General features: G+C 71.2%; 15 protein-coding genes. 6 read left to right on the top strand and 9 right to left on the bottom strand.

The window, feature by feature from the left end:
- Positions 1–66 precede the first annotated feature (66 nt).
- Positions 67–1,089, bottom strand: coding sequence for a sulfate ABC transporter substrate-binding protein (locus tag O9Y01_RS02210; protein WP_269629845.1), 1,023 nt, complete (start codon positions 1,087–1,089; stop codon positions 67–69).
- Between the two features lie 200 nt (positions 1,090–1,289).
- Between O9Y01_RS02210 and O9Y01_RS02205 the strand changes: the two genes are divergently transcribed.
- The gene (locus O9Y01_RS02205; protein WP_269629844.1) at positions 1,290–1,787 is read left to right on the top strand and encodes a GAF domain-containing protein; all 498 of its coding nucleotides are present in this window, start codon (positions 1,290–1,292) and stop codon (positions 1,785–1,787) included.
- A 1-nt stretch (position 1,788) separates the two neighbouring features.
- On the top strand, positions 1,789–2,172 hold the full coding sequence (locus tag O9Y01_RS02200; protein ID WP_269629843.1) for a response regulator: 384 nt from the start codon (positions 1,789–1,791) through the stop codon (positions 2,170–2,172).
- 2 nt (positions 2,173–2,174) lie between these two features.
- Here the strand turns inward: O9Y01_RS02200 and O9Y01_RS02195 are convergent, their stop codons facing one another.
- A complete protein-coding gene (locus O9Y01_RS02195; RefSeq protein WP_269629842.1) occupies positions 2,175–3,488 on the bottom strand; it encodes an O-acetylhomoserine aminocarboxypropyltransferase/cysteine synthase family protein in 1,314 nt (437 codons plus the stop codon).
- Between the two features lie 150 nt (positions 3,489–3,638).
- On the opposite strand from O9Y01_RS02195, the gene chrA reads away from it, so the two are divergent.
- Both chrA and O9Y01_RS02185 read left to right on the top strand, forming a co-directional pair.
- Entirely contained in the window at positions 3,639–5,021 is a 1,383-nt protein-coding gene (gene chrA / locus O9Y01_RS02190) for a chromate efflux transporter (protein WP_269629841.1), read from the top strand.
- A 64-nt stretch (positions 5,022–5,085) separates the two neighbouring features.
- Positions 5,086–7,284 (top strand): M3 family metallopeptidase, encoded by a 2,199-nt coding sequence (locus tag O9Y01_RS02185; RefSeq protein ID WP_332108739.1) that lies wholly within the window; start codon positions 5,086–5,088, stop codon positions 7,282–7,284.
- A 73-nt stretch (positions 7,285–7,357) separates the two neighbouring features.
- On the opposite strand, the gene O9Y01_RS02180 is transcribed toward O9Y01_RS02185, so the two are convergent.
- The 5 genes from O9Y01_RS02180 to O9Y01_RS02160 form a co-directional block, all read right to left on the bottom strand.
- A complete protein-coding gene (locus tag O9Y01_RS02180) occupies positions 7,358–8,152 on the bottom strand; it encodes a hypothetical protein (RefSeq protein WP_269629840.1) in 795 nt (264 codons plus the stop codon).
- A gap of 71 nt (positions 8,153–8,223) precedes the next feature.
- Positions 8,224–9,780: a cryptochrome/photolyase family protein gene (locus O9Y01_RS02175; RefSeq protein ID WP_269629839.1), complete on the bottom strand. Its 1,557-nt coding sequence runs from the start codon at positions 9,778–9,780 to the stop codon at positions 8,224–8,226.
- Entirely contained in the window at positions 9,777–11,099 is a 1,323-nt protein-coding gene (locus O9Y01_RS02170) for a DASH family cryptochrome (protein ID WP_269629838.1), read from the bottom strand. The genes O9Y01_RS02175 and O9Y01_RS02170 overlap by 4 nt, the downstream gene beginning before the upstream one ends.
- Positions 11,096–11,269 (bottom strand): DUF2256 domain-containing protein, encoded by a 174-nt coding sequence (locus tag O9Y01_RS02165; RefSeq protein WP_442952698.1) that lies wholly within the window; start codon positions 11,267–11,269, stop codon positions 11,096–11,098. Before O9Y01_RS02165 ends, O9Y01_RS02170 begins: the two co-directional genes overlap by 4 nt.
- A 1-nt stretch (position 11,270) precedes the next feature.
- Positions 11,271–12,836, bottom strand: coding sequence for an FAD-binding domain-containing protein (locus O9Y01_RS02160; protein ID WP_269629837.1), 1,566 nt, complete (start codon positions 12,834–12,836; stop codon positions 11,271–11,273).
- 104 nt (positions 12,837–12,940) lie between these two features.
- On the opposite strand from O9Y01_RS02160, the gene sigJ reads away from it, so the two are divergent.
- Both sigJ and O9Y01_RS02150 read left to right on the top strand, forming a co-directional pair.
- Entirely contained in the window at positions 12,941–13,888 is a 948-nt protein-coding gene (sigJ, locus tag O9Y01_RS02155; RefSeq protein ID WP_269629836.1) for an RNA polymerase sigma factor SigJ, read from the top strand.
- 48 nt (positions 13,889–13,936) lie between these two features.
- Positions 13,937–14,416 (top strand): carboxymuconolactone decarboxylase family protein, encoded by a 480-nt coding sequence (locus O9Y01_RS02150; protein ID WP_269629835.1) that lies wholly within the window; start codon positions 13,937–13,939, stop codon positions 14,414–14,416.
- Positions 14,417–14,443: 27 nt separating this feature from the next.
- On the opposite strand, the gene O9Y01_RS02145 is transcribed toward O9Y01_RS02150, so the two are convergent.
- On the bottom strand, positions 14,444–15,355 hold the full coding sequence (locus O9Y01_RS02145; RefSeq protein WP_269629834.1) for a hypothetical protein: 912 nt from the start codon (positions 15,353–15,355) through the stop codon (positions 14,444–14,446).
- Positions 15,352–17,610: a M1 family metallopeptidase gene (locus O9Y01_RS02140; protein ID WP_269629833.1), complete on the bottom strand. Its 2,259-nt coding sequence runs from the start codon at positions 17,608–17,610 to the stop codon at positions 15,352–15,354. Before O9Y01_RS02140 ends, O9Y01_RS02145 begins: the two co-directional genes overlap by 4 nt.
- Between the last annotated feature and the right edge of the window lie 95 nt (positions 17,611–17,705).

Below are 17,705 nucleotides of genomic sequence, written 5' to 3'. Positions count from 1 at the left end.
CTTTGCCGGGCCTGCGGGCGTGCCCCCTGGAGGGGGCGCGCGAAGCGCGTAGGGGGTGGGGCATCCTCAGCGCTTCAAGGTGGAGACGATCTGGTCGTAGGTGCCCCCATCCGCAAAGTGCGTCTTGCTCACCTTGGGCCAGCCACCCAGCAGCTGGTCGACGCTGAAGAGCTTGATGTCGGCGTAGCGCTGCGCGTGGCGCTTGAACACGGCGGCGTCGCGCGGGCGGAAGTTGTTCTTGGCGATGATTTCCTGCGCCTCGGGCGTGAAGAGGAAGTCCAGGTAGGCCTTGGCCAGGGCGGTGGTGCCCTTCTTGGCGGCGACCTTGTCGACGAGGGCCACCGGCGCCTCGGCCTCGATGGACACGCTGGGCGCGACCACATCGAACAGGCCCTTGCCGAACTCGTTCTCGATCAGCTCGGCCTCGGCCTCGAAGGTCAGCAGCACGTCACCGATGCCGCGCTGGGTGAAGGTGGTGGTGGCGCCGCGGCCGCCGCCGTCCAGCACCGGCACGTTGGCGAAGATCTTGCCGACCAGTTCGCGGGCCTGCGCCTCGCTGCCGCCCTTGGCGATCACGCTGCCCCAGGCCGCGAGGTAGCTGTAGCGGCCGTTGCCGGTGACCTTGGGGTTGGGGATGATGACCTGCACGCCGGGCTTGGCGAGGTCGCCCCAGTCCTTGATGCCCTTGGGGTTGCCCTTCTTCACCAGGAAGACGATGGTGGAGGTGTAGGGCGCAGCGTTGTGGGGGAAGCGCTGGCGCCAGTCGGCGGGGGTCAGGCCTTTCTCGGCGAGCTGGTCCACGTCGGTGGCCTGGTTCATGGTGACCACATCGGCCTCCAGGCCGCCGATCACGGAGCCGATCTGCTTGCTGGAGCCGCCGTGCGACTGGTTCAGCACCACGCTCTGGCCAGTCTTGGCCTTCCAGCTGGCGGCGAAGGCGGGGTTGATCTGCTTGTAGAGCTCGCGGGAGACGTCGTAGCTGACGTTGAGCAGGCCAGGTTCAGCCGCCTGAGCCGGCATCAGCACCGCGGCCAGGGGCAGGGCGGCGGCGAGCAGCAGGGAACGGCGGGGCAGGGTGCGCAACGACATGACGGGTCCTTTGAGGCAATGCTTCTGTGCAATGAATCGCCAATGTGCCCAAAGTCCCTTATTCGATAAACGACAGTTTTTGTATTTGCTTATCCGGAATAAGCATTGCTTCGATCCGGCATAAGCGCTCTTGGCGGACCCGTTCGGCTGCGCTAGGCTGGCCTGCCTGTTCACAGGAAAGACCACAGGAGAGACGCCGGATGCCGCCCGCCCCCCTGCCTGCCAATGAGCCGGATCGCCTGGCCGCCCTGCGCGCCCTGCTGATCCTGGACACGCCGCCCGAGCAGCGCTTCGACCGCATCGTCGAGTTCGCCGCCCAGGAGTTCGAGGTGCCCATCGTGCTGGTGAGCCTGGTGGACGCGCAGCGGCAGTGGTTCAAGGCTCGCGTGGGCCTGGACGCCTGCGAGACGGGCCGCGACGAGTCCTTCTGCGCTCACGCCCTGGCAGCCGACGACGTCCTGGAGGTGCCCGATGCCCTGCAGGACCCCCGCTTCGCGGACAACCCCCTGGTGCTGGGCCCGCCCCACATCCGCTTCTATGCGGGCGCCCCGCTCAACGTGAGCCCTGGCCTCAACCTCGGCACCCTGTGCCTGATCGACCGCCAGCCCCGCCAGCTGGACGAGGTGGACCGGCACATCCTCTGCGCCCTTCGCGACCTGTGCGTGGAAGAGCTGCGCGAGCGGCAGGAAGGGGCTTGAGATGGCAGGCACTGTCAAGCAACTGCTGCTGGTGGACCCGCACTCCCTGTTCCGTCGCACCCTGGCCATGGTGGCCCGCGACCTGCATCTGGCCGATGTCCAGGAGACCGCCAGCCTGGAGCTGGCCCAGCGCCTGCTGGAGCGGCGCCCGGTCGACGGCCTGCTGATGGACATCGGCGAAGGCCTGGAGGCCCTGAACCTGCTGCACAACATCCGCGGCGGCGCCACCAGCTGCGCGACGGACCTGCCGGTGGCCCTGACGGCCGAGCATTGCGACCTCGCCACCGCCCAGCTCTACAAGGAGCAGGGCGTGCGCCGCATCCTGCTCAAGCCCTTCAAGGTGAAGACGGCGCTGGAGGTCATCCAGGACCTGGCCAGCGCCTGAGCTCAGACCGCCGCCAGCGCGCGGTCCAGGTCCTGCCGCAGGTCCTCGATGTGCTCGATGCCCAGCGAGAGCCGCACCGTGTCCTCGCCCACGCCTGCCTGGTCCAGCTCGGCCGGCGAGAGCTGGCGGTGGGTGGTGGAGGCCGGGTGCGTGGCCAGGGACTTCGCGTCGCCGATGTTGACCAGGCGGGTGAAGAGCTGCAGCGCATCGAGGAAGCGGGCGCCGGCCTCGCGCGGGTTCTGCCCCGGCGCGGTCTTCAGGCCGAAGGTCAGCAGGCCCGAGCCCTGGCCCGAGAGGTACTGCTGCACCAGGGCATGGTCCGGGTGGTCGGGCAGGCCGGCGTAGTTGACCCAGGCCACCTTGGAATGGGCCTTCAGGTGCTCGGCCACGGCGCGGGCGTTCTGGCTGATGCGGTCCATGCGCAGGGGCAGGGTCTCGATGCCCTGCAGGATCAGGAAGGCATTGAAGGGCGACAGCGCCGCGCCCGTGTTGCGCAGGGGCACGACGCGCGCCCGGGTGATGTAGGCCGCCGCGCCCGCGGCCTGGGTGTAGACCACGCCGTGGTAGCTGGGGTCGGGCTCGTTGAGGCGCTTGAAGCGGGCCTTGTGCTGGTCCCAGGGGAAGCGGCCGGAGTCGATGATGGCGCCGCCCACCGCCGCGCCGTGCCCGCCCAGGTACTTGGTCAGCGAGTGCACGACGATGTCCGCGCCATGCTCGATGGGGCGGCTCAGGTAGGGGCTGGGCACGGTGTTGTCCACGATCAGGGGCACGCCGTGGCGGTGGGCGACCTCGGCGATGCGGGCGATGTCCGTCACATTGCCCTGCGGATTGCCCAGGGACTCCACGAACACGGCCTTGGTGCGCTCGTCGATCAGGCCCTCGAAGCTCTCGGGGCGGCGGTAGTCGGCAAAGCGGGTGGTGATGCCCAGCTGCGGCAGGGTGTGGGCGAAGAGGTTGTAGGTGCCGCCATAGAGCGCGCTGGAGGCCACGATGTTGTCGCCCGCCTCGGCGATGGTCTGGATGGCATAGGTGACGGCCGCCTGCCCCGAGGCCAGGGCCAGCGCGCCGATGCCGCCTTCCAGCGCGGCCAGGCGCTGCTCCAGTACGGCGTTGGTGGGGTTGTTGATGCGGGTGTAGATGTGGCCCTCGGCCTTGAGGTCGAAGAGGTCGGCCGCGTGCTGGGCGCTGTCGAAGGCATAGGCCACGGTCTGGTAGATGGGCACGGCCACGGCGCGTGTGGTGGGATCGGGCGCGTAGCCGGCATGCACGGCGCGGGTCTCGAAGCGCCATTCGGCGGCGTGAGGGTTCTGGCTCATGGGGGCTCCTGGTGGGACGGGAAGTGGCAACGGGGCAAGCCTAGCGCCTGAAGACGGTGGCCGTCCTGTCAGGTTTTGCATATGGATGTTTCCAAACCGAAGAGCCTGGGCATCGCCCATGGCGGCCGGCTGACGTAGCATCGGCCCGCCATGACACGCCCTCTTGACCCCGACACCCTCGCGCCGGCGCACCCGCGCCTGGGCGAGGCGCTGCGCTACTGGCTCAGGCTCGGCTGCATCAGCTTTGGCGGTCCCGCGGGGCAGATCGCCCTGATGCACGAGGAACTGGTGCGGCGGCGCCGCTGGATCAGCGAGCGCCGCTTCCTCCACGCCCTGAACTACTGCATGGTGCTGCCGGGCCCGGAGGCCCAGCAGCTGGCCACCTACATCGGCTGGCTGCTGCATGGCACGGCCGGCGGCATTGCCGCGGGCGCGCTCTTCGTGCTGCCCTCGCTGTTCCTGCTGATCGGCCTGTCCTGGGTCTACATGGCCTTCGGGCAGCTGGACTGGGTGGCGGGCCTGTTCTATGGCGTCAAGCCGGCCGTGACGGCCCTGGTGGCCCAGGCCGCCTGGCGCATCGGGCAGCGCACCCTGCGCAATGCCTGGCTGTGGGCGCTCGCCGGGGCAGCCTTCCTCGGCCTGGCGGTGCTGCACCTGCCTTTCCCGGCCATCGTCGCAGCGGCGGCGGCGGCTGGCTGGGCCCTGGGGCGCTGGCGGCCGGCCCTGGTGCGGACCGGGGCGGGGCATGGCAGCGCGAAGGACGAGCCTCACCGGCCCACCGTCATCGACGACCACAGCCCCCTGCCCGAACGCGCCCGCTTTCGCTGGCCCCGCCTGGCCCGGCAGGCGGCCGTGGCCCTGCTGCTGTGGGCGCTGCCCTTCGGCCTGCTGTGGGCCTGGCAGGGTGCCACGGGGCCCTACACGCAGATGGCCTGGTTCTTCACCAAGGCGGCTCTGCTGACCTTCGGCGGCGCCTACGCGGTGCTGCCCTACGTGACCCAGGCCGCCGTTCATCAGTTCCGCTGGCTGGGCCCCGGCCAGGTGATGGACGGCCTGGCCCTGGGCGAGAGCACGCCGGGGCCGCTGATCATGGTGGTGACCTTCATCGCCTTCGTCGGCGGCTGGCAGTCCGAGGCCCTGCAGGCGGGCTGGGCCGCAGTGGTGGGCCGCGAGTGGGCGGCCCTGGCCGCCGGCACGGTGGCGGCCCTGCTGGTCACCTGGTTCACCTTCCTGCCGTCCTTCGTCTTCATCCTGACCGGCGCGCCCCTGGTCGAGGCCACGCACCAGGACCTGCGCATCACCGGCCCGCTGACGGCCATCACCGCGGCCGTGGTGGGGGTGATCCTCAACCTGGCCCTGTTCTTCGCGCTGCACGTGATCTGGCCGCGAGGGCTGGAAGGCGGGATGGACGCCATGGCCCTGCTGCTCACGGCGGCGGCGGGCCTGGCCCTGATCCGCTTCAAGCGCGGCGTGCTGGAGGTGGTGGGCGTGTGTGCCCTTCTTGGCATGTCCTGGCGCCTGCTGGGGGCGTGACTCCCGGCAGGGGGGGGCGCTTTTGCTAGGCTCGCGCCTTTGCATCCAGACAGGTACCCCTGACGTGAAGCTCCCCTATGTCCTGGCCGCCGGCATGAGCCTGGCGTCGCCCCTGCTGGCCGCCCAGGCCGCCGAATCCTCCTCGCCCGCGAGTGCCGCCGTGACCGCTGCCCAGACTGCCCCCAACGCCCTGCTCAGCGAAAGCCCGCTGCCGCTGCGCTACCCGCCCTTCGACAAGATCCGCGACGCCGACTTCGCCCCCGCGATGGACGCCGGCATGGCCGAGCAGCTGAAGGAAGTGGCCGCCATCGCCGACAACCCGGCCGCGCCCACCTTTGAGAACACCCTCGTCGCCCTGGAGCGCTCGGGCCGCACGCTGAACCGCGCCACCACGGTGCTCTTCAGCCTGCTGGGCGCCGACTCCAACCCGGCCCGCCTCAAGCTGCAGGCCGAGTACGCCCCCAAGCTGGCGGCGCATGCCGACGCCATCTCCCTGAACCCCAGGCTCTTCCAGCGCATCTCGGCCCTCTACGCGCAGCGTGACAAGCTGGGCGCCGTGGAGCAGCGCCTCACCGAGCGCTACTACAAGCGCCTGGTGCGTGCCGGTGCCAAGCTGGAGGAGGCCCAGAAGACCCGCATCAAGGCCATCAACGCCGAGCTGGCCCGCCTGGGCGCGCAGTTCAACCAGGCCGTGCTGGCCGAGGTGAACGCCAGCGCCGTGGTGGTGGACAGCGAGGCGGAGCTCAAGGGCCTGTCCGCCGGCCAGATCGCCGCCGCCCGCGAGGCCGCCAAGGCCCGCGGCCTGGAGGGCAAGTTCGTGATCGCCCTGCTCAACACCACCGGCCAGCCCTTCGAGGCGCAGCTGGAGAACCGCGCCCTGCGCGAGCGCCTGCACAAGGCCTCCGTGGCCCGCGGCAGCCGCGGCAACGAGCATGACACCACGGCCATCGTCGCCCAGGTCACCGCCCTGCGCGCCGAGCGGGCCCAGCTGCTGGGCTACGCCACCCATGCCGACTTCGTGCTGGAGGAGGAGACCGCCAAGAGCCAGCAGGCCGTGAACGCCATGATGCGCCAGCTGGCGCCCGCCGCCGTGGCCGCCGCCCGCCGCGAGGGTGCCGAGCTGCAGGCCCTCATCGACAAGGAGCAGGCCGCCAAGGGCCAGCCCTCCTTCAAGCTCGAGGCCTGGGACTGGGCCTTCTACAGCGAGCGCCTGCGCGCCGCCAAGTTCGGCTTCGACGAGAGCCAGCTCAAGCCCTATCTGGAGCTGAGCAACGTGCTGGAGAACGGCGTGTTCTACGCCGCCGAGAAGGTCTACGGCCTGCGCTTCAAGGAGCGCAAGGACCTGCCCGTCTACCACCCCGATGTGCGCGTCTACGACGTCTTCAATGCCGACGGCTCGCAGCTGGCCATCTTCATCGCCGACATGTACGCCCGGCCCTCCAAGCGCGGTGGCGCCTGGATGAATGCCTACGTCTCGCAGAACGGTCTGGAGGGCACGCTGCCCGTGGTGGCCAACCACCTCAACATCCCCAAGCCGCCGGCCGGCGAGCCCACGCTGATGACCTGGGACGAGGTCCGCACCGCCTTCCACGAGTTCGGCCATGCGCTGCACGGCATGTTCTCGCAGGTGAAGTACCCGACCTTCGCGGGCACCGCCGTGCCGCGCGACTTCGTCGAGTTCCCCTCGCAGGTCAATGAGATGTGGGCCGACTGGCCGGAGATCCTGGCCCACTACGCCAAGCACTACAAGAGCGGTGAGACCATGCCCCGCGCCCTGCTGGACAAGGTGCTGGCTGCCGGCAAGTTCAACCAGGGCCATGCCACCACCGAGTACCTCGCGTCCTCGGTGCTGGACCAGCGCTGGCACCAGCTGAAGGCGGGCGAGGTGCCCAAGCCCGAGCAGGTCATGGCCTTCGAGGCCCGCGTGCTGAAGGAAGAGGGCTTCGACTACGCCCCCGTGCCCCCGCGCTACCGCACCCCCTACTTCAGCCACATCATGGGCGGCTACGCGGCCGGCTACTACGCCTACATCTGGTCCGAGGTGCTGGACGCCAACACCGTGGCCTGGTTCAAGGGCCAGGGCGGCCTCAAGCGCGAGCTGGGCGACGCCTTCCGTGCCAAGCTGCTGAGCCAGGGCGGCAGCCGCGACGCGCTGGAGCTGTTCCGCGGCGTCGTCGGCCATGAGCCCCAGATCGAGCCGCTGCTGGAGCGCCGCGGTCTGAAGGTCAAGGCGAGTGCCGAGGGCAAGGTGGCGGCGAAGTAAGCGTCCGTCATCGGCGGGCAAGGCCTGGCACCTGCGGGTGGCCAGGCCTTTTTCTTGCACCGTCGGACGTGATTCAGCGCCGCAGCAGCGAGAGCAGCAGGGCCGCCAGCATGCCCAGCAGCAGCCAGGTGCCGGGGCGGCTGAGGGGGCCGCGCGTGAGCCCTTCGTGCAGCTTGGCGCTGTCGTTGGCTGCCAGGGGCGCGCGCGCGGCCACCTGGGGCGGCGCCTCCTTACGCGCCCGTGACACACCCTCCAGCGGACTGGGGCGGACATACCCCGGATCCAGTGCCGCACTGTTGCCCAGCCGGGCGACATGGTCCAGCGCGCCGGGGTCGCCGTCGAAGTACGCTGCAGCGCCATAGGGCGCGAAGCCGTCGTCATAGCCGCTCAGCCACTTCAGATCGGGCAAGGCGCTGGCGTCGCCGCCCAGACTCTCGGCAAGCGTCCGGGCGTCTTCGTCGAAGTCATTGAGGCACAGGACCTCGATGGGATCCATCGTCAGCCAGGGGTGCGGCAGATCGTTCAGGCCCTCACAGGCCCGGCGCCAGTAGGACTTCGCCAGCGCGGCGTCTCCGGTGAGGGCCACGTAGATGGGCAGGGCCTGCTGCAGGCGCTCGCGGGCCGCCGCCACGCTCGTGCACGGCAGGTTCAGCGCGACGGTGCTGAACTGCTCCGGTCCATTCTGCAGACGGACCACGGCCGGCAGCAGGTCCTCCGGGCGGAAGCACAGCAGCCAGGGCAGTGGCAGTCGGTTGGCCGCTTCGGCCACGCGCAGGGCTTGCGACGGCTCGCTCCCGGCTCCGGGTGGATGCAGCTGAGGCGGCACCCCCGGCATGTCGGCATTGATCAGGCAGGCTCTGTTGGCCATGGTTCCTCCTTGATGGGCCGTCGAGGCCGCGGCGCATTCTGCAGCACGCCCGCCTCCGTGCCAGTCCCTGCCTAGAGGGATTCCAGCCTTTCGAGCGTGGCCCGGGCCTGCGCCCGCACGGCGGCCAGGTCCTCCGCCGCCATCCGCTCCAGCTGCCGGTACACCGGCGCCAGCCGCGGCAGATGGCGCAGCCGCTGGGCATGCCGGTCCATGAAGTCCCAGTACAGCGCATTGAAGGGGCAGGCGCGCTCGCCCAGGCGCTGGCGTTTGTCGTAGGGGCAGTGGCGGCAGTGGTCGCCCATGCGGTCCAGGTAGGCGGCGCTGCTCACATAGGGCTTGGTGGTGATGGCGCCGCCGTCGGCGAACTGGCTCATGCCCAGGGTGTTGGGCGCCTCCACCCACTCGAAGGCGTCGATGTAGATGCCCAGGTACCACGGGTGCACCTCGGCGGGATCGAGCCCGGCCAGCAGCGCGAAGTTGCCGATCACCATCAGGCGCTGGATGTGGTGCGCATGGGCCGCGCGCAGCGACTGGCCGATGGCCTGCTGCAGGCAGCGCATGCGGGTCCGGCCGGTCCAGAACCAGGCGGGCAGGGGGCGCTTGTGGCCGAGGTGGTTCAGCTCCACATAGCCGGGCATGCGCGCCCAGTAGACGCCCCGCACATACTCGCGCCAGCCCAGGATCTGGCGGATGAAGCCCTCGACGCCGGCCAGCGGCGCCCGCCCTTCGCGCCAGGCGGCCTCGGCCGCGGCAATCACCTCGCGCGGATGCAGCATCTTGGTGTTCAGCGCGAAGGACAGCAGGGAGTGGAAGAGGCGCTCGTGGCTGTCGCTCAAGGCGTCCTGGTAGGGCCCGAAATGCGGCAGGCCGTGCGCGATGAAGTGCTGCAGGTCCTCGAGCGCCTCTTCGCGGTCCAGCGGCCAGGGCAGGGCCTCTGCACAGGGCTCGCCCATCGTGCGCACGCCGGCCGCTTCGATCTCCTGCCACAGGGCGCTGAGCGCATGGCGGCGTCGCAGATCCGGCGGCTCGGGCGGATCGCCGGGCCAGCGGCTGCGGTTCTCGCTGTCGAAGTTCCAGCGCCCGCCGGCGGGCTGGCGGCCCTCCATCAGCACCTGCTCGCGCTGGCGCAGGTGGCGGTAGAAGCGCTCCATCAGCCAGGGGCCGTCGCCGAAGAAGCGGGCGGCTTCGTCGCGGCTGCTGAGGAAATGCCGGCTGTCGGCCCAATGCAGGGCATAGGGCGCCTGCGCGGCATGGGCGCGCAGCTGGGCGTCGAGCCGCCATTCGTCGGGCAGCTGCACCTCGACCATCGTTGCGCCGGTGGCCTGGGCCAGCGCGTCCAGGTTGCCCGTCAGCGACTGCCGGTTGTGCGGGTTGCCGATGCGCAGATAGTGCACCCGGTGGCCCGCCTCGTGCAGGCGCCGCGCAAAGCGCCGCATCGCCGCGAAGATCGCCAGCACCTTCTGCGCGTGATGCAGGGCGTAGTCCGTCTCCTGCCGGATCTCCATCAGCACGACCAGCACCTGGGGGTCAGGTCTTGCCTCAAACCAGGGATGCAGCGGGTCGAGCTGGTCGCCCAGCACCAGGCGCAGCACCGCGGCGGGGGCCAGGTCTTGCGGGACGCGGTTCACGATGGATGCCCCTCGTTCCAGCGCGCCCGGTACGTGCCCTGCGGATCATGCTGCCGCGCCTGCCAGGCCAGGTCGAAATGCCGGCCGCCGCGCGGATCCGTGCCGTAGCCGGCGATGTAGGCCCAGTTGCCCTGGTTGCTCTGCGGGTCGAAGTCGAGCAGCTGGGCCTCGTACCAGGCGGCGCCGGCCCGCCAGTCGCCGCCCAGCTCGTGCAGCAGGGCGCTGGCGCAGACCTGGCGCAGGCGGTTGGACAGCCAGCCCGTTGCCGCCAGCTCGCGCATGCCGGCATCGACCAGGGGCAGGCCGGTGCGGCCCTGGCACCAGCGTTCAAAGGCTGCGGCGTTGTGCCGGGGCGCGTGCGCGTCCGGCTTCAGGCCGGTGGGGTGGTAGAGGCGCGCGCCCTCCACGGCCATGAGCCAGCGGAAGTACTCGCGCCACAGCAGCTCGACACGGATCCAGTCGCTGCCCTCGCTGCGGCCTTGTGCGGCCTCGTGCGCATCGAGCGCCGCCCAGGCACGGCGTGGGGACAGCGCGCCCGTCGCCAGCCAGGGCGACCATCGGGTGGAGGCCTGCGGGTCCGACAGCGCGTCGCGGGTCTTCTTGTAGACGGGCACGGCCGGCGAGGACAGGTAGGCCTCGAGATGTCGCAGCGCCGCCGCCTCGCCCGGGGCGCAGGGCGTCGTCGTGTAGGGATGGCAGCTGCGCGGGTCCACAGGCGGGCAGGGGGGCTGCGGCGCTGGCGGCGGCAGCTCCCCGGCGGGCGAGGGCGGCCAGGATTGCGGCTCGGGCAGCGGCGAACCCGGCTGCCGCTGCGATCGCTCCAGGGCCTGACGGAAGGGCGTGAAGCTGCGCGGCAGGGCTGGCAGGCCGGTGCCCGGGTCCCGCGCGAAGGGCAGCGCAGCGGCTTCGAACAGGCCGCCGCTTTCATGGCGATGCAGCGGCAGGCCCTGCGCGACCAGCGCGGCCTCCTCGGCCTTTTCCTCCGGGGCCAGGCCTTGCTGGGCATGGACGGCGACCACGCGATGTCGCGCGGCCAGCTCGCCCAGCGCTTGCGCGGGCGCGAGGGTCGTCCGCCCCAGCCGCTGGCCGTGGCGGCGCAACTGCTCGTCCAAGGCCTGCAGGCTCTGCCACTCCACCCAGCGCCGGTGCGGGCCCAGGCGCGCGAAGCCCCAGCGCGTGGGGCCGTCCGGCGGCAGGGGGGCCAGGCACAGCAGGGGCAGGCCGCGCTGGCGAGCCTCCGCGCAGGCGGCGCGCAGGGCGGGGTTGTCATGCAGGCGCTGGTCGCGCCGGACCCACCACAGCACCAGATCCTGCCTCATGCCAGGCCCTCGCCAGGCGGCGGGGTGGCGCCGCGCGCACGCTTGCAGCGCTCCGAGCAGTAGCGCACCTGCTCCCAGTCCCGCGCCCACTTGCGGCGCCAGGTGAAGGGGCGGCCGCAGTGCAGGCAGGGCTTGCTGGGCAGTTCGGACTTGAGGCGCATCCGGGCCATCTCAGAGTTCCAGTGTCAGTTGATCGGGGCCGTGGCCAGCCCGGCGCGGGCCGGGCGATGAGCCCGCCAGGCGCGCCGACCAGCCCGCGGGGTCGCGCGAGGCATGGCGGCGCAGGACCTCCGCCTTGGCCGCCCGCACGGCGGGCTCGGCCCGGCGCTCATGCAGGCGTGCCTTGGCCTGCCGGCTGGCGAGTTCCAGGTCGACCAGCGGAATGGGCAGGGTCAGGTCTTGCCCGCCGCCCAGCAGGCCCAGCCGCTGCCGCAGCGCCGGCGGCATGCGCCAGGGCTCGAACAGCCAGCTGTCGGGCACCGTCTGCATCCAGGGCAGCCAGTGGCGGACGTAAAGGCCCTGGGGGTCTTGCTCCTGCGCCTGCTTGACGGGGTTGTAGACGCGGGTGGTGTTGATGCCGGTGGTGCCGGCCTGCATCTGCATCTGGGGCCAGTGGATGCCGGGTTCGTAGTCCAGGAACTGGCGGGCCAGCCACAGGCCGACCTCGCGCCAGTGCAGCCACAGCGGGTAGGCCGCCACCGACACCAGCATGGCCCGCATGCGGAAGTTCAGCCAGCCGGTCTCGCGCAGCTGCGCCACGCAGGCGTCCACCAGCGGCCAGCCGGTGCGGCCGGCCTGCAGGGCCTCGAAGTGCTCGGCACGCCAGTCGTGCTCTCGCAGCCCGTCATAGCCCCGGTGGAGGTTGCGCCATTCCTGTTCAGGCTCGCTCTCGAGCTTCTGGATGAAGTGGTCATGCCAGGCCAGGCGGCTCTGGAAGGCCCGCAGGCCCTGGGCCAGGCGGCCGGGACCGGCGGTGTCCATGCGGGTCTGCGTCGCCTGCACGACCTCCCGCAGGCCCAGGCAGCCCCAGGCCAGGTAGGGCGAGAGCCGCGAGCAGGCGGTGCGCGCGCTCAGCGGCGAGGAGATGCCGCCGCGGTACCGGGCCGCGCGGTCGTCCAGAAAGCCCTGCAGATAGCGCAGCGCCAGGCGCCGCCCGCCGCGCTGGCGCTGCGGCGGCTGGCCCTCATGCGCACGTTCGGGAACCAGTGCAGCCCAGTCGGGCAGCGTCTGCGACGACAGGGGCCAGGGGGCCGACGGCAGGGGCGGGACCGGCAGCAGCGGCCGCGCCATGCAGGCGGCCCAGTGCGCGCGCCAGCCGTCGCGGTCCTTCAGCGCGCGGACCACGCCGTGGCTGGGATGCTGCGTCCAGCGCACGCCGCGCGAGCGGCACCAGGCGGCCACGGCGCGGTCGCGGGCGTAGCTCCAGTCGTTGCCCGTCTCCTCATGCGAGACCAGGGCCTCGAAGGGCCGGGCCTGCCACAGGCGCTCCAGCACGGCACAGGCCTCGCCCACCCGGACCAGCAGCGGGCAGCCCGCCTGCCCCAGCTCGGCCTGCAGTTCGCGCAGGCATTCGGTGAGGAACTCGTAGTGCTGGCGCGCGCTGTCAGGCTGCCGCCAGGCCTCGGGCTCGACGATGAACAGGGGCAGCACCGGCCCGCCGCGCCGGGCGGCGTCGCAGAGGGCGGCGTGGTCCTGCAGGCGCAGGTCCCGCTTGAACCAGAGCAGGGTGGGGCGCATGGGCGGCAGTATGGCCAGGCCACCCTGTCTTTGCAGGACTGGGGATTTGCCGGCGGCCGCGTCGTCCCTGTCACACTGGACCCCGCGGATCCGTCTAGGCCCTCATGAACGACCCCACCGACTTTTTCGAGCAGCGCCGCCCCCGCCTTCAGGGCATCGCCTACCGCATGCTGGGCTCCCGCGCCGAGGCAGAGGAGCTGGTGCAGGACGTGTGGCTGCGCTGGCACGAGGCGGATCAGGGCAGCCTGGCCAATGCCGAGGCCTGGCTGGTGACGGTGACCACGCGCCTGTCCATCGACCGCCTGCGCGCGGCCCAGGCGCAGCGGGCGCATTACGTGGGCTTCTGGCTGCCCGAGCCCTGGCTGGAGCTGGACGAGCTGGCGCCCGCTGCGCAGGTGGAGCGTCCGGCCACGCCGGAAGAGCAGCTGGCACGGGCCGACGACATCTCCATGGCCTTTCTGACCCTGCTGGAGCGGCTGACCCCCGAGGCTCGCGCGGCCTTTCTGCTGCGCGAGGTCTTTGATGCCGACTACGCCGAGGTGGCCCAGGCCCTGGGCAAGAGCGAGGCAGCCTGCCGGCAGATCATCTCCCGCGCCCGGGGCCAGCTGAAGGCGCAGCGGCCGCGCTACCGGGTGCCCGTGGACACCCACTACCGCCTGCTCGCCGGCTTTGCCGAGGCCGCGCGGCAGGGTGACTACCGCCGCCTGCAGGCCCTGCTGGCCGAGGACGCCGAGCTGATCAGCGATGGCGGCGGCGTGGTGCCCAGCTTCGGCAGGGTGCTGGCGGGGGCGGGGCGCATTGCCCGGCTGTACTTCGCGTCCTCGCGCCGCCATGCGCTGGGCCATCACCGCCTGCAGCTGGAGATCGTGCGCATGAATGGCCAGTGGGGCCTGCTGCGTTTCATCGACGGGCGCCTGGAATCGGCCCAGAGCCTGGAGACCGACGGGCAGCGCATCACCCGCATCCACACCCAGCGCAATCCCCGGAAGCTGCAGGGCCTGGCCGCGGCCTGGGCGGAGGCTGTCACAAGGCGGGAGGCTGGAGCGTCTTGAGAGGTGCAAGCCCGGGCCCCGGGCTCGATCAACCTCAGGAGTCTCTTCATGTCCGAACGTCTCGACTACGCTCAGCTGGCCCCCGATGCCTTCAAGAAATACCTGGACTTCGCGCTCAGCCTCAAGAAAGGCCCGCTGGAGGTCGCACTCGTGGACCTGCTGACGCTGCGGGCCTCGCAGCTCAATGGCTGCGCCTTCTGCGTGGACATGCACGTCAAGGAGGCCACGCTTCACGGCGAGCGCCCCCTGCGCCTGCACCATGTGGCGATCTGGCGGGAGTCGCCCCTGTTCTCGCCCCGCGAGCGGGCGGCCCTGGCCTGGACCGAGCAGCTCACGCAGCTGCCCGCCCATGGCGTGACGGACGCCGACTACGCCGCCGTGCGCGCCCACTTCAGCGAGGCCGAGCTGGCGGCGCTGAGCTTCGCCATCGTGGCCATCAATGGCTGGAACCGCCTGGCCGTCGGCTTCGCGGCGGTGCCGGGCTCCAAGGACGCGGCCTACGGCCTGCAGGGCGCAGGCCTGGCATGACCTGACCCCCTTGCCGGCCGGCAGGGGTCAGCGGGCGCCCAGCTGGCGTCCGTACTGCACCAGGGCCAGCACCCGGGCGGCGCGCAGCCAGGCCAGGGCCAGCACCAGCAGCAGGCTCAGCAGGGCGGCGCCCGCCACACCCAGCGGGCCGATGGGCAGGACCTGGATGCGGGCCCAGCCCAGCAGGGCACCCAGCAGCAGGCCCAGCACCAGCAGGCTCAGGCTGATGCACAGCCGGGCCGGGCGGCGCAGCAGGCCGCGCACGGCGCGGCCCCAGGCGGCGACCACCGAGCGGCGGGTGGGTTCCAGCACCAGCAGCGCGCGCGTCGCGTCCAGCGAAGCCGTCACCAGCAGCAGCAGGACGAGGCCGGCAAGCAGGATGACGCGGCGGTGCAGGTCCAGGTCGGACTCCAGCAGCCAGTGCCGCGCCTGCTCGTCCACCGCGTCCATCACGCCGCCGATCAGCGCGGCGATGAGGCCCAGGGGCAGCAGGCCCCACAGCCACAGCCGTGCCATCTGGGGGTACTCCTTCCAGCCGCCCAGCCACAGCTGGCCCAGCGTGGGGCGCCCCACGTGGAAGCGCGCCGCAGCCTGCACCATGCCGCTGAGCCAGGGCAGGCACAGGGCCGCCAGCACCAGGCCCGGCAGCGTGGACAGCGGGCTGTAGCCGCGCTGCGGCAGGTTGGCGATGGCGTCGACCAGCATCGCCGGGTCGAGGTGCTGCAGTAGGCGCTCGGCCGCCAGCGAGCGGTTGAAGTAATCGCTCAGGGCACTCCACAGCGGCAGCAGCGCCAGCAGGGTGGACAGGCCCAGCACGAGCAGCCAGCTCAGCAGCAGGCGCCATTGCAGGCCCAGGTGCAGGCCCGTTCGCAGGGCCGCGGCATAGGGTGCGGGGCGGGAGGAGGGCAGGGACGAGCCCATATCGGTCACCGTGTTCATAGCGTGCTCAGCAGGGCAAGGAAGGACATCAGGGCAGCGGCGGCGTCGCTGATGAGGCGTCGCGTGCCGCTGCTGTCGGGCTTGAGGCGGCGGCTGTTGTCGGCCACGCTCATGTCCAGGCGCTGCGCCTGTTGCGGGTCCAGCTCGGCCGAGACGGCCTTGACGGGCTTGACCCAGCTGTAGCGCTTCCAGCGTTCCTGGTCGTCCCAGACCACCTTCTCCTCGCTGCCGTCGGCGAAGCGCACCACCAGCACCTGGGGTTGCGCCGCGCCGCGCCGGCGCAGGGTGACGGTGGTGCGGTAGGGCAGGGCGCCGCCGTCCTTGGCCTCGGCGTCCGGATGGGCCTTGTCCCAGGCCTTGCGCTGGGCACGGACCACCTTGCTGCGCTGCTCTTCGGTCACCTCGCTGCCCTTCGCGCCGTAGAGGCCCAGCAGCGGCTTCACTTCCTCGCTCTCCAGCTTCTCGACGCGGTCGTCGACGCCGGCGGCGGCATAGACATGCGTGGCGAAGACCTGCTCGATCAGGGCGGGCTTGCCCGAGACCTCGGCCAGCACCTCGCGCAGGTCAGCCACCGAGGGGTGGCGGAACTTCCAGCGCTGGTAGTAGGTCTGGATGGCGCGGTCCATCACCTCGCTGCCCAGCTGCAGCTCCAGGCTGCGCATGACGGTGGCGGTGCGGGAATAGACGCTGCCATAGCTGCCGCTGGAGTAGCGGTGCCAGGAGTTGCTGCCCAGTCCATCGGGCGGATTGCCCTGGGAGGCGATGCGTTCGGCGTCGAACACGTCCACGCTGGGGTTGATGCCCAGGCGCTGCATCAGGCCCGTCGCCACGGGGATGCGGCGGCCGGCGGCCTGCAGCATGCGCTGGTCCCAGTACTGGTTCATGCCCTCGTCCAGCATGGGCTCCTCGAATTCGTTCGAGGCCAGGATGCCGTAGAAGTAGCCGTGGCCGAATTCGTGGATGGTGACGAAGTCCAGGCCGTAGCGCTCGATCGTGCCTTCCTTGTCGGTCTTGTAGGCGTCGGTGGTGAAGAAGGTGGGGTACTCCATGCCGCCCGCCTCGCCCGCGTTGAAGGGCGGGATCACGGCGGTGACGGTGCGGTAGGGGTAGGGGCCCAGGGTCTTGGAGAACCAGGTCAGCGCGTCCTGCGTGGCCTTGAGCACCGAGGGCATGGTGTGGGCGTACTCGGGCGGCGAGAGCACCTTGATCGTCACCTCGGGGCTGCCGGGGAAGGTCCAGCGGCCGGTGAGGGGCGCGGCGGTGCGCTTGTCTGCCGTCCAGGCGAAGTCATGCACATCGCCCTGGACGAAACGGTGGATGCTGCGGCCGCCTTCCTTGCGCGGCGCGCCCTGCTCCTCGCCGGTGGCGCCCACCACATAGTCCGCCGGCACGTCCAGCGTGACGTCGTAGCTGCCGAAGTCGGCGTAGAACTCGCTGTGCAGGTGGAACTCGTGGGCGTTCCAGCGCGGCTCGGTGGCGCCGCGCTCGCCGGGCAGCTCCAGCACGGCCATCTTGGGGAACCACTGCGCCACGAGATGGAAGCTGCCGAAGTGGCCCGTGCGGGCCACCACGCGCGGCAGCTGGTCGAAGAAGTCGATGTCCAGCACGGTGCTGCCGCCCGCCGGCACGGCCTGCGGCAGGTCCAGGCGGACCACGGTGCGGTCGGTCTTGGGGCCGCCATCCGGCTGCACGAAGTGATACGGCACGGCCCGGCCCTGCTGCAGCACCTTGCGCAGCTCGATGCGGCCCCATTCGCCGTCCTTGGACTCCACGTCGGTGCGGAAGGAGAAGCCCTGGCGCTTCTCCGTCATGAAGGTGCTGCCCTCGCCCTCGAAGGCGTTCAGGTAGAGGTGCAGGTAGACCGAGCGCACTTCGCGGTCACTGCGGTTGCGCCAGCGCATCTGCTGCTTGCCCTCCAGCGTGTGGCGCTGGGGGTCAAGTCTTGCCTCGATGCGGTAGTCCACCACCCGGTCGGACAGCGTGGCCTCCTGGCCGCTGCGGGCGCCACCCCAGGCCTTGGCGTCGCTGGGGGTGCGCACGGCCGCGGCCATGCCATGGGCCAGGGGGATGCCGTCGAGCGAGGGCGGGACGGCCGGATGGGCCTGATCAGAAGCGCTGGCCTGCGGCAGGGCCTCGGCGTCCTTCGGGTCCTCGCCAGTGTGGCTGAGCTTCCAGCCGGCCAGGGCCAGCATCAGGAGGGCGAGGGAGAGCAGCCAGGTGCGGCGTCGTCGGGTCCAGGCAGGCAGGGAGGGCATGGTCGGGCTTCTTCAGCAAGCGAAGGGGCCATTGGATACCGGCCAGACTCCGCGCCACAAGCCCGGGGATGTGCGCATGACCAAGCGCACGGGTC

The organism is Pelomonas sp. BJYL3, assembly GCF_027257975.1.
Lineage (GTDB): Bacteria > Pseudomonadota > Gammaproteobacteria > Burkholderiales > Burkholderiaceae_C > Roseateles_B > Roseateles_B flavus.
The sequence above is the reverse complement of the archived record's forward strand: the minus strand, read 5'-3'. Positions and strand labels throughout refer to the sequence as shown.

Bases quoted from the DNA above. Each gene is read 5' to 3' on its own strand.
- O9Y01_RS02195 (WP_269629842.1), bottom strand. From the start codon at position 3,488: ATGAGCCAGAACCCTCACGCCGCCGAATGGCGCTTCGAGACCCGCGCC.
- sigJ (WP_269629836.1), top strand. From the start codon at position 12,941: ATGAACGACCCCACCGACTTTTTCGAGCAGCGCCGCCCCCGCCTTCAG.
- O9Y01_RS02170 (WP_269629838.1), bottom strand. From the start codon at position 11,099: ATGAGGCAGGATCTGGTGCTGTGGTGGGTCCGGCGCGACCAGCGCCTG.
- O9Y01_RS02180 (WP_269629840.1), bottom strand. From the start codon at position 8,152: ATGGCCAACAGAGCCTGCCTGATCAATGCCGACATGCCGGGGGTGCCG.
- O9Y01_RS02165 (WP_442952698.1), bottom strand. From the start codon at position 11,269: ATGGCCCGGATGCGCCTCAAGTCCGAACTGCCCAGCAAGCCCTGCCTG.
- O9Y01_RS02200 (WP_269629843.1), top strand. From the start codon at position 1,789: ATGGCAGGCACTGTCAAGCAACTGCTGCTGGTGGACCCGCACTCCCTG.
- O9Y01_RS02205 (WP_269629844.1), top strand. From the start codon at position 1,290: ATGCCGCCCGCCCCCCTGCCTGCCAATGAGCCGGATCGCCTGGCCGCC.
- O9Y01_RS02140 (WP_269629833.1), bottom strand. From the start codon at position 17,610: ATGCCCTCCCTGCCTGCCTGGACCCGACGACGCCGCACCTGGCTGCTC.
- O9Y01_RS02145 (WP_269629834.1), bottom strand. From the start codon at position 15,355: ATGAACACGGTGACCGATATGGGCTCGTCCCTGCCCTCCTCCCGCCCC.
- chrA (WP_269629841.1), top strand. From the start codon at position 3,639: ATGACACGCCCTCTTGACCCCGACACCCTCGCGCCGGCGCACCCGCGC.
- O9Y01_RS02210 (WP_269629845.1), bottom strand. From the start codon at position 1,089: ATGTCGTTGCGCACCCTGCCCCGCCGTTCCCTGCTGCTCGCCGCCGCC.
- O9Y01_RS02160 (WP_269629837.1), bottom strand. From the start codon at position 12,836: ATGCGCCCCACCCTGCTCTGGTTCAAGCGGGACCTGCGCCTGCAGGAC.
- O9Y01_RS02150 (WP_269629835.1), top strand. From the start codon at position 13,937: ATGTCCGAACGTCTCGACTACGCTCAGCTGGCCCCCGATGCCTTCAAG.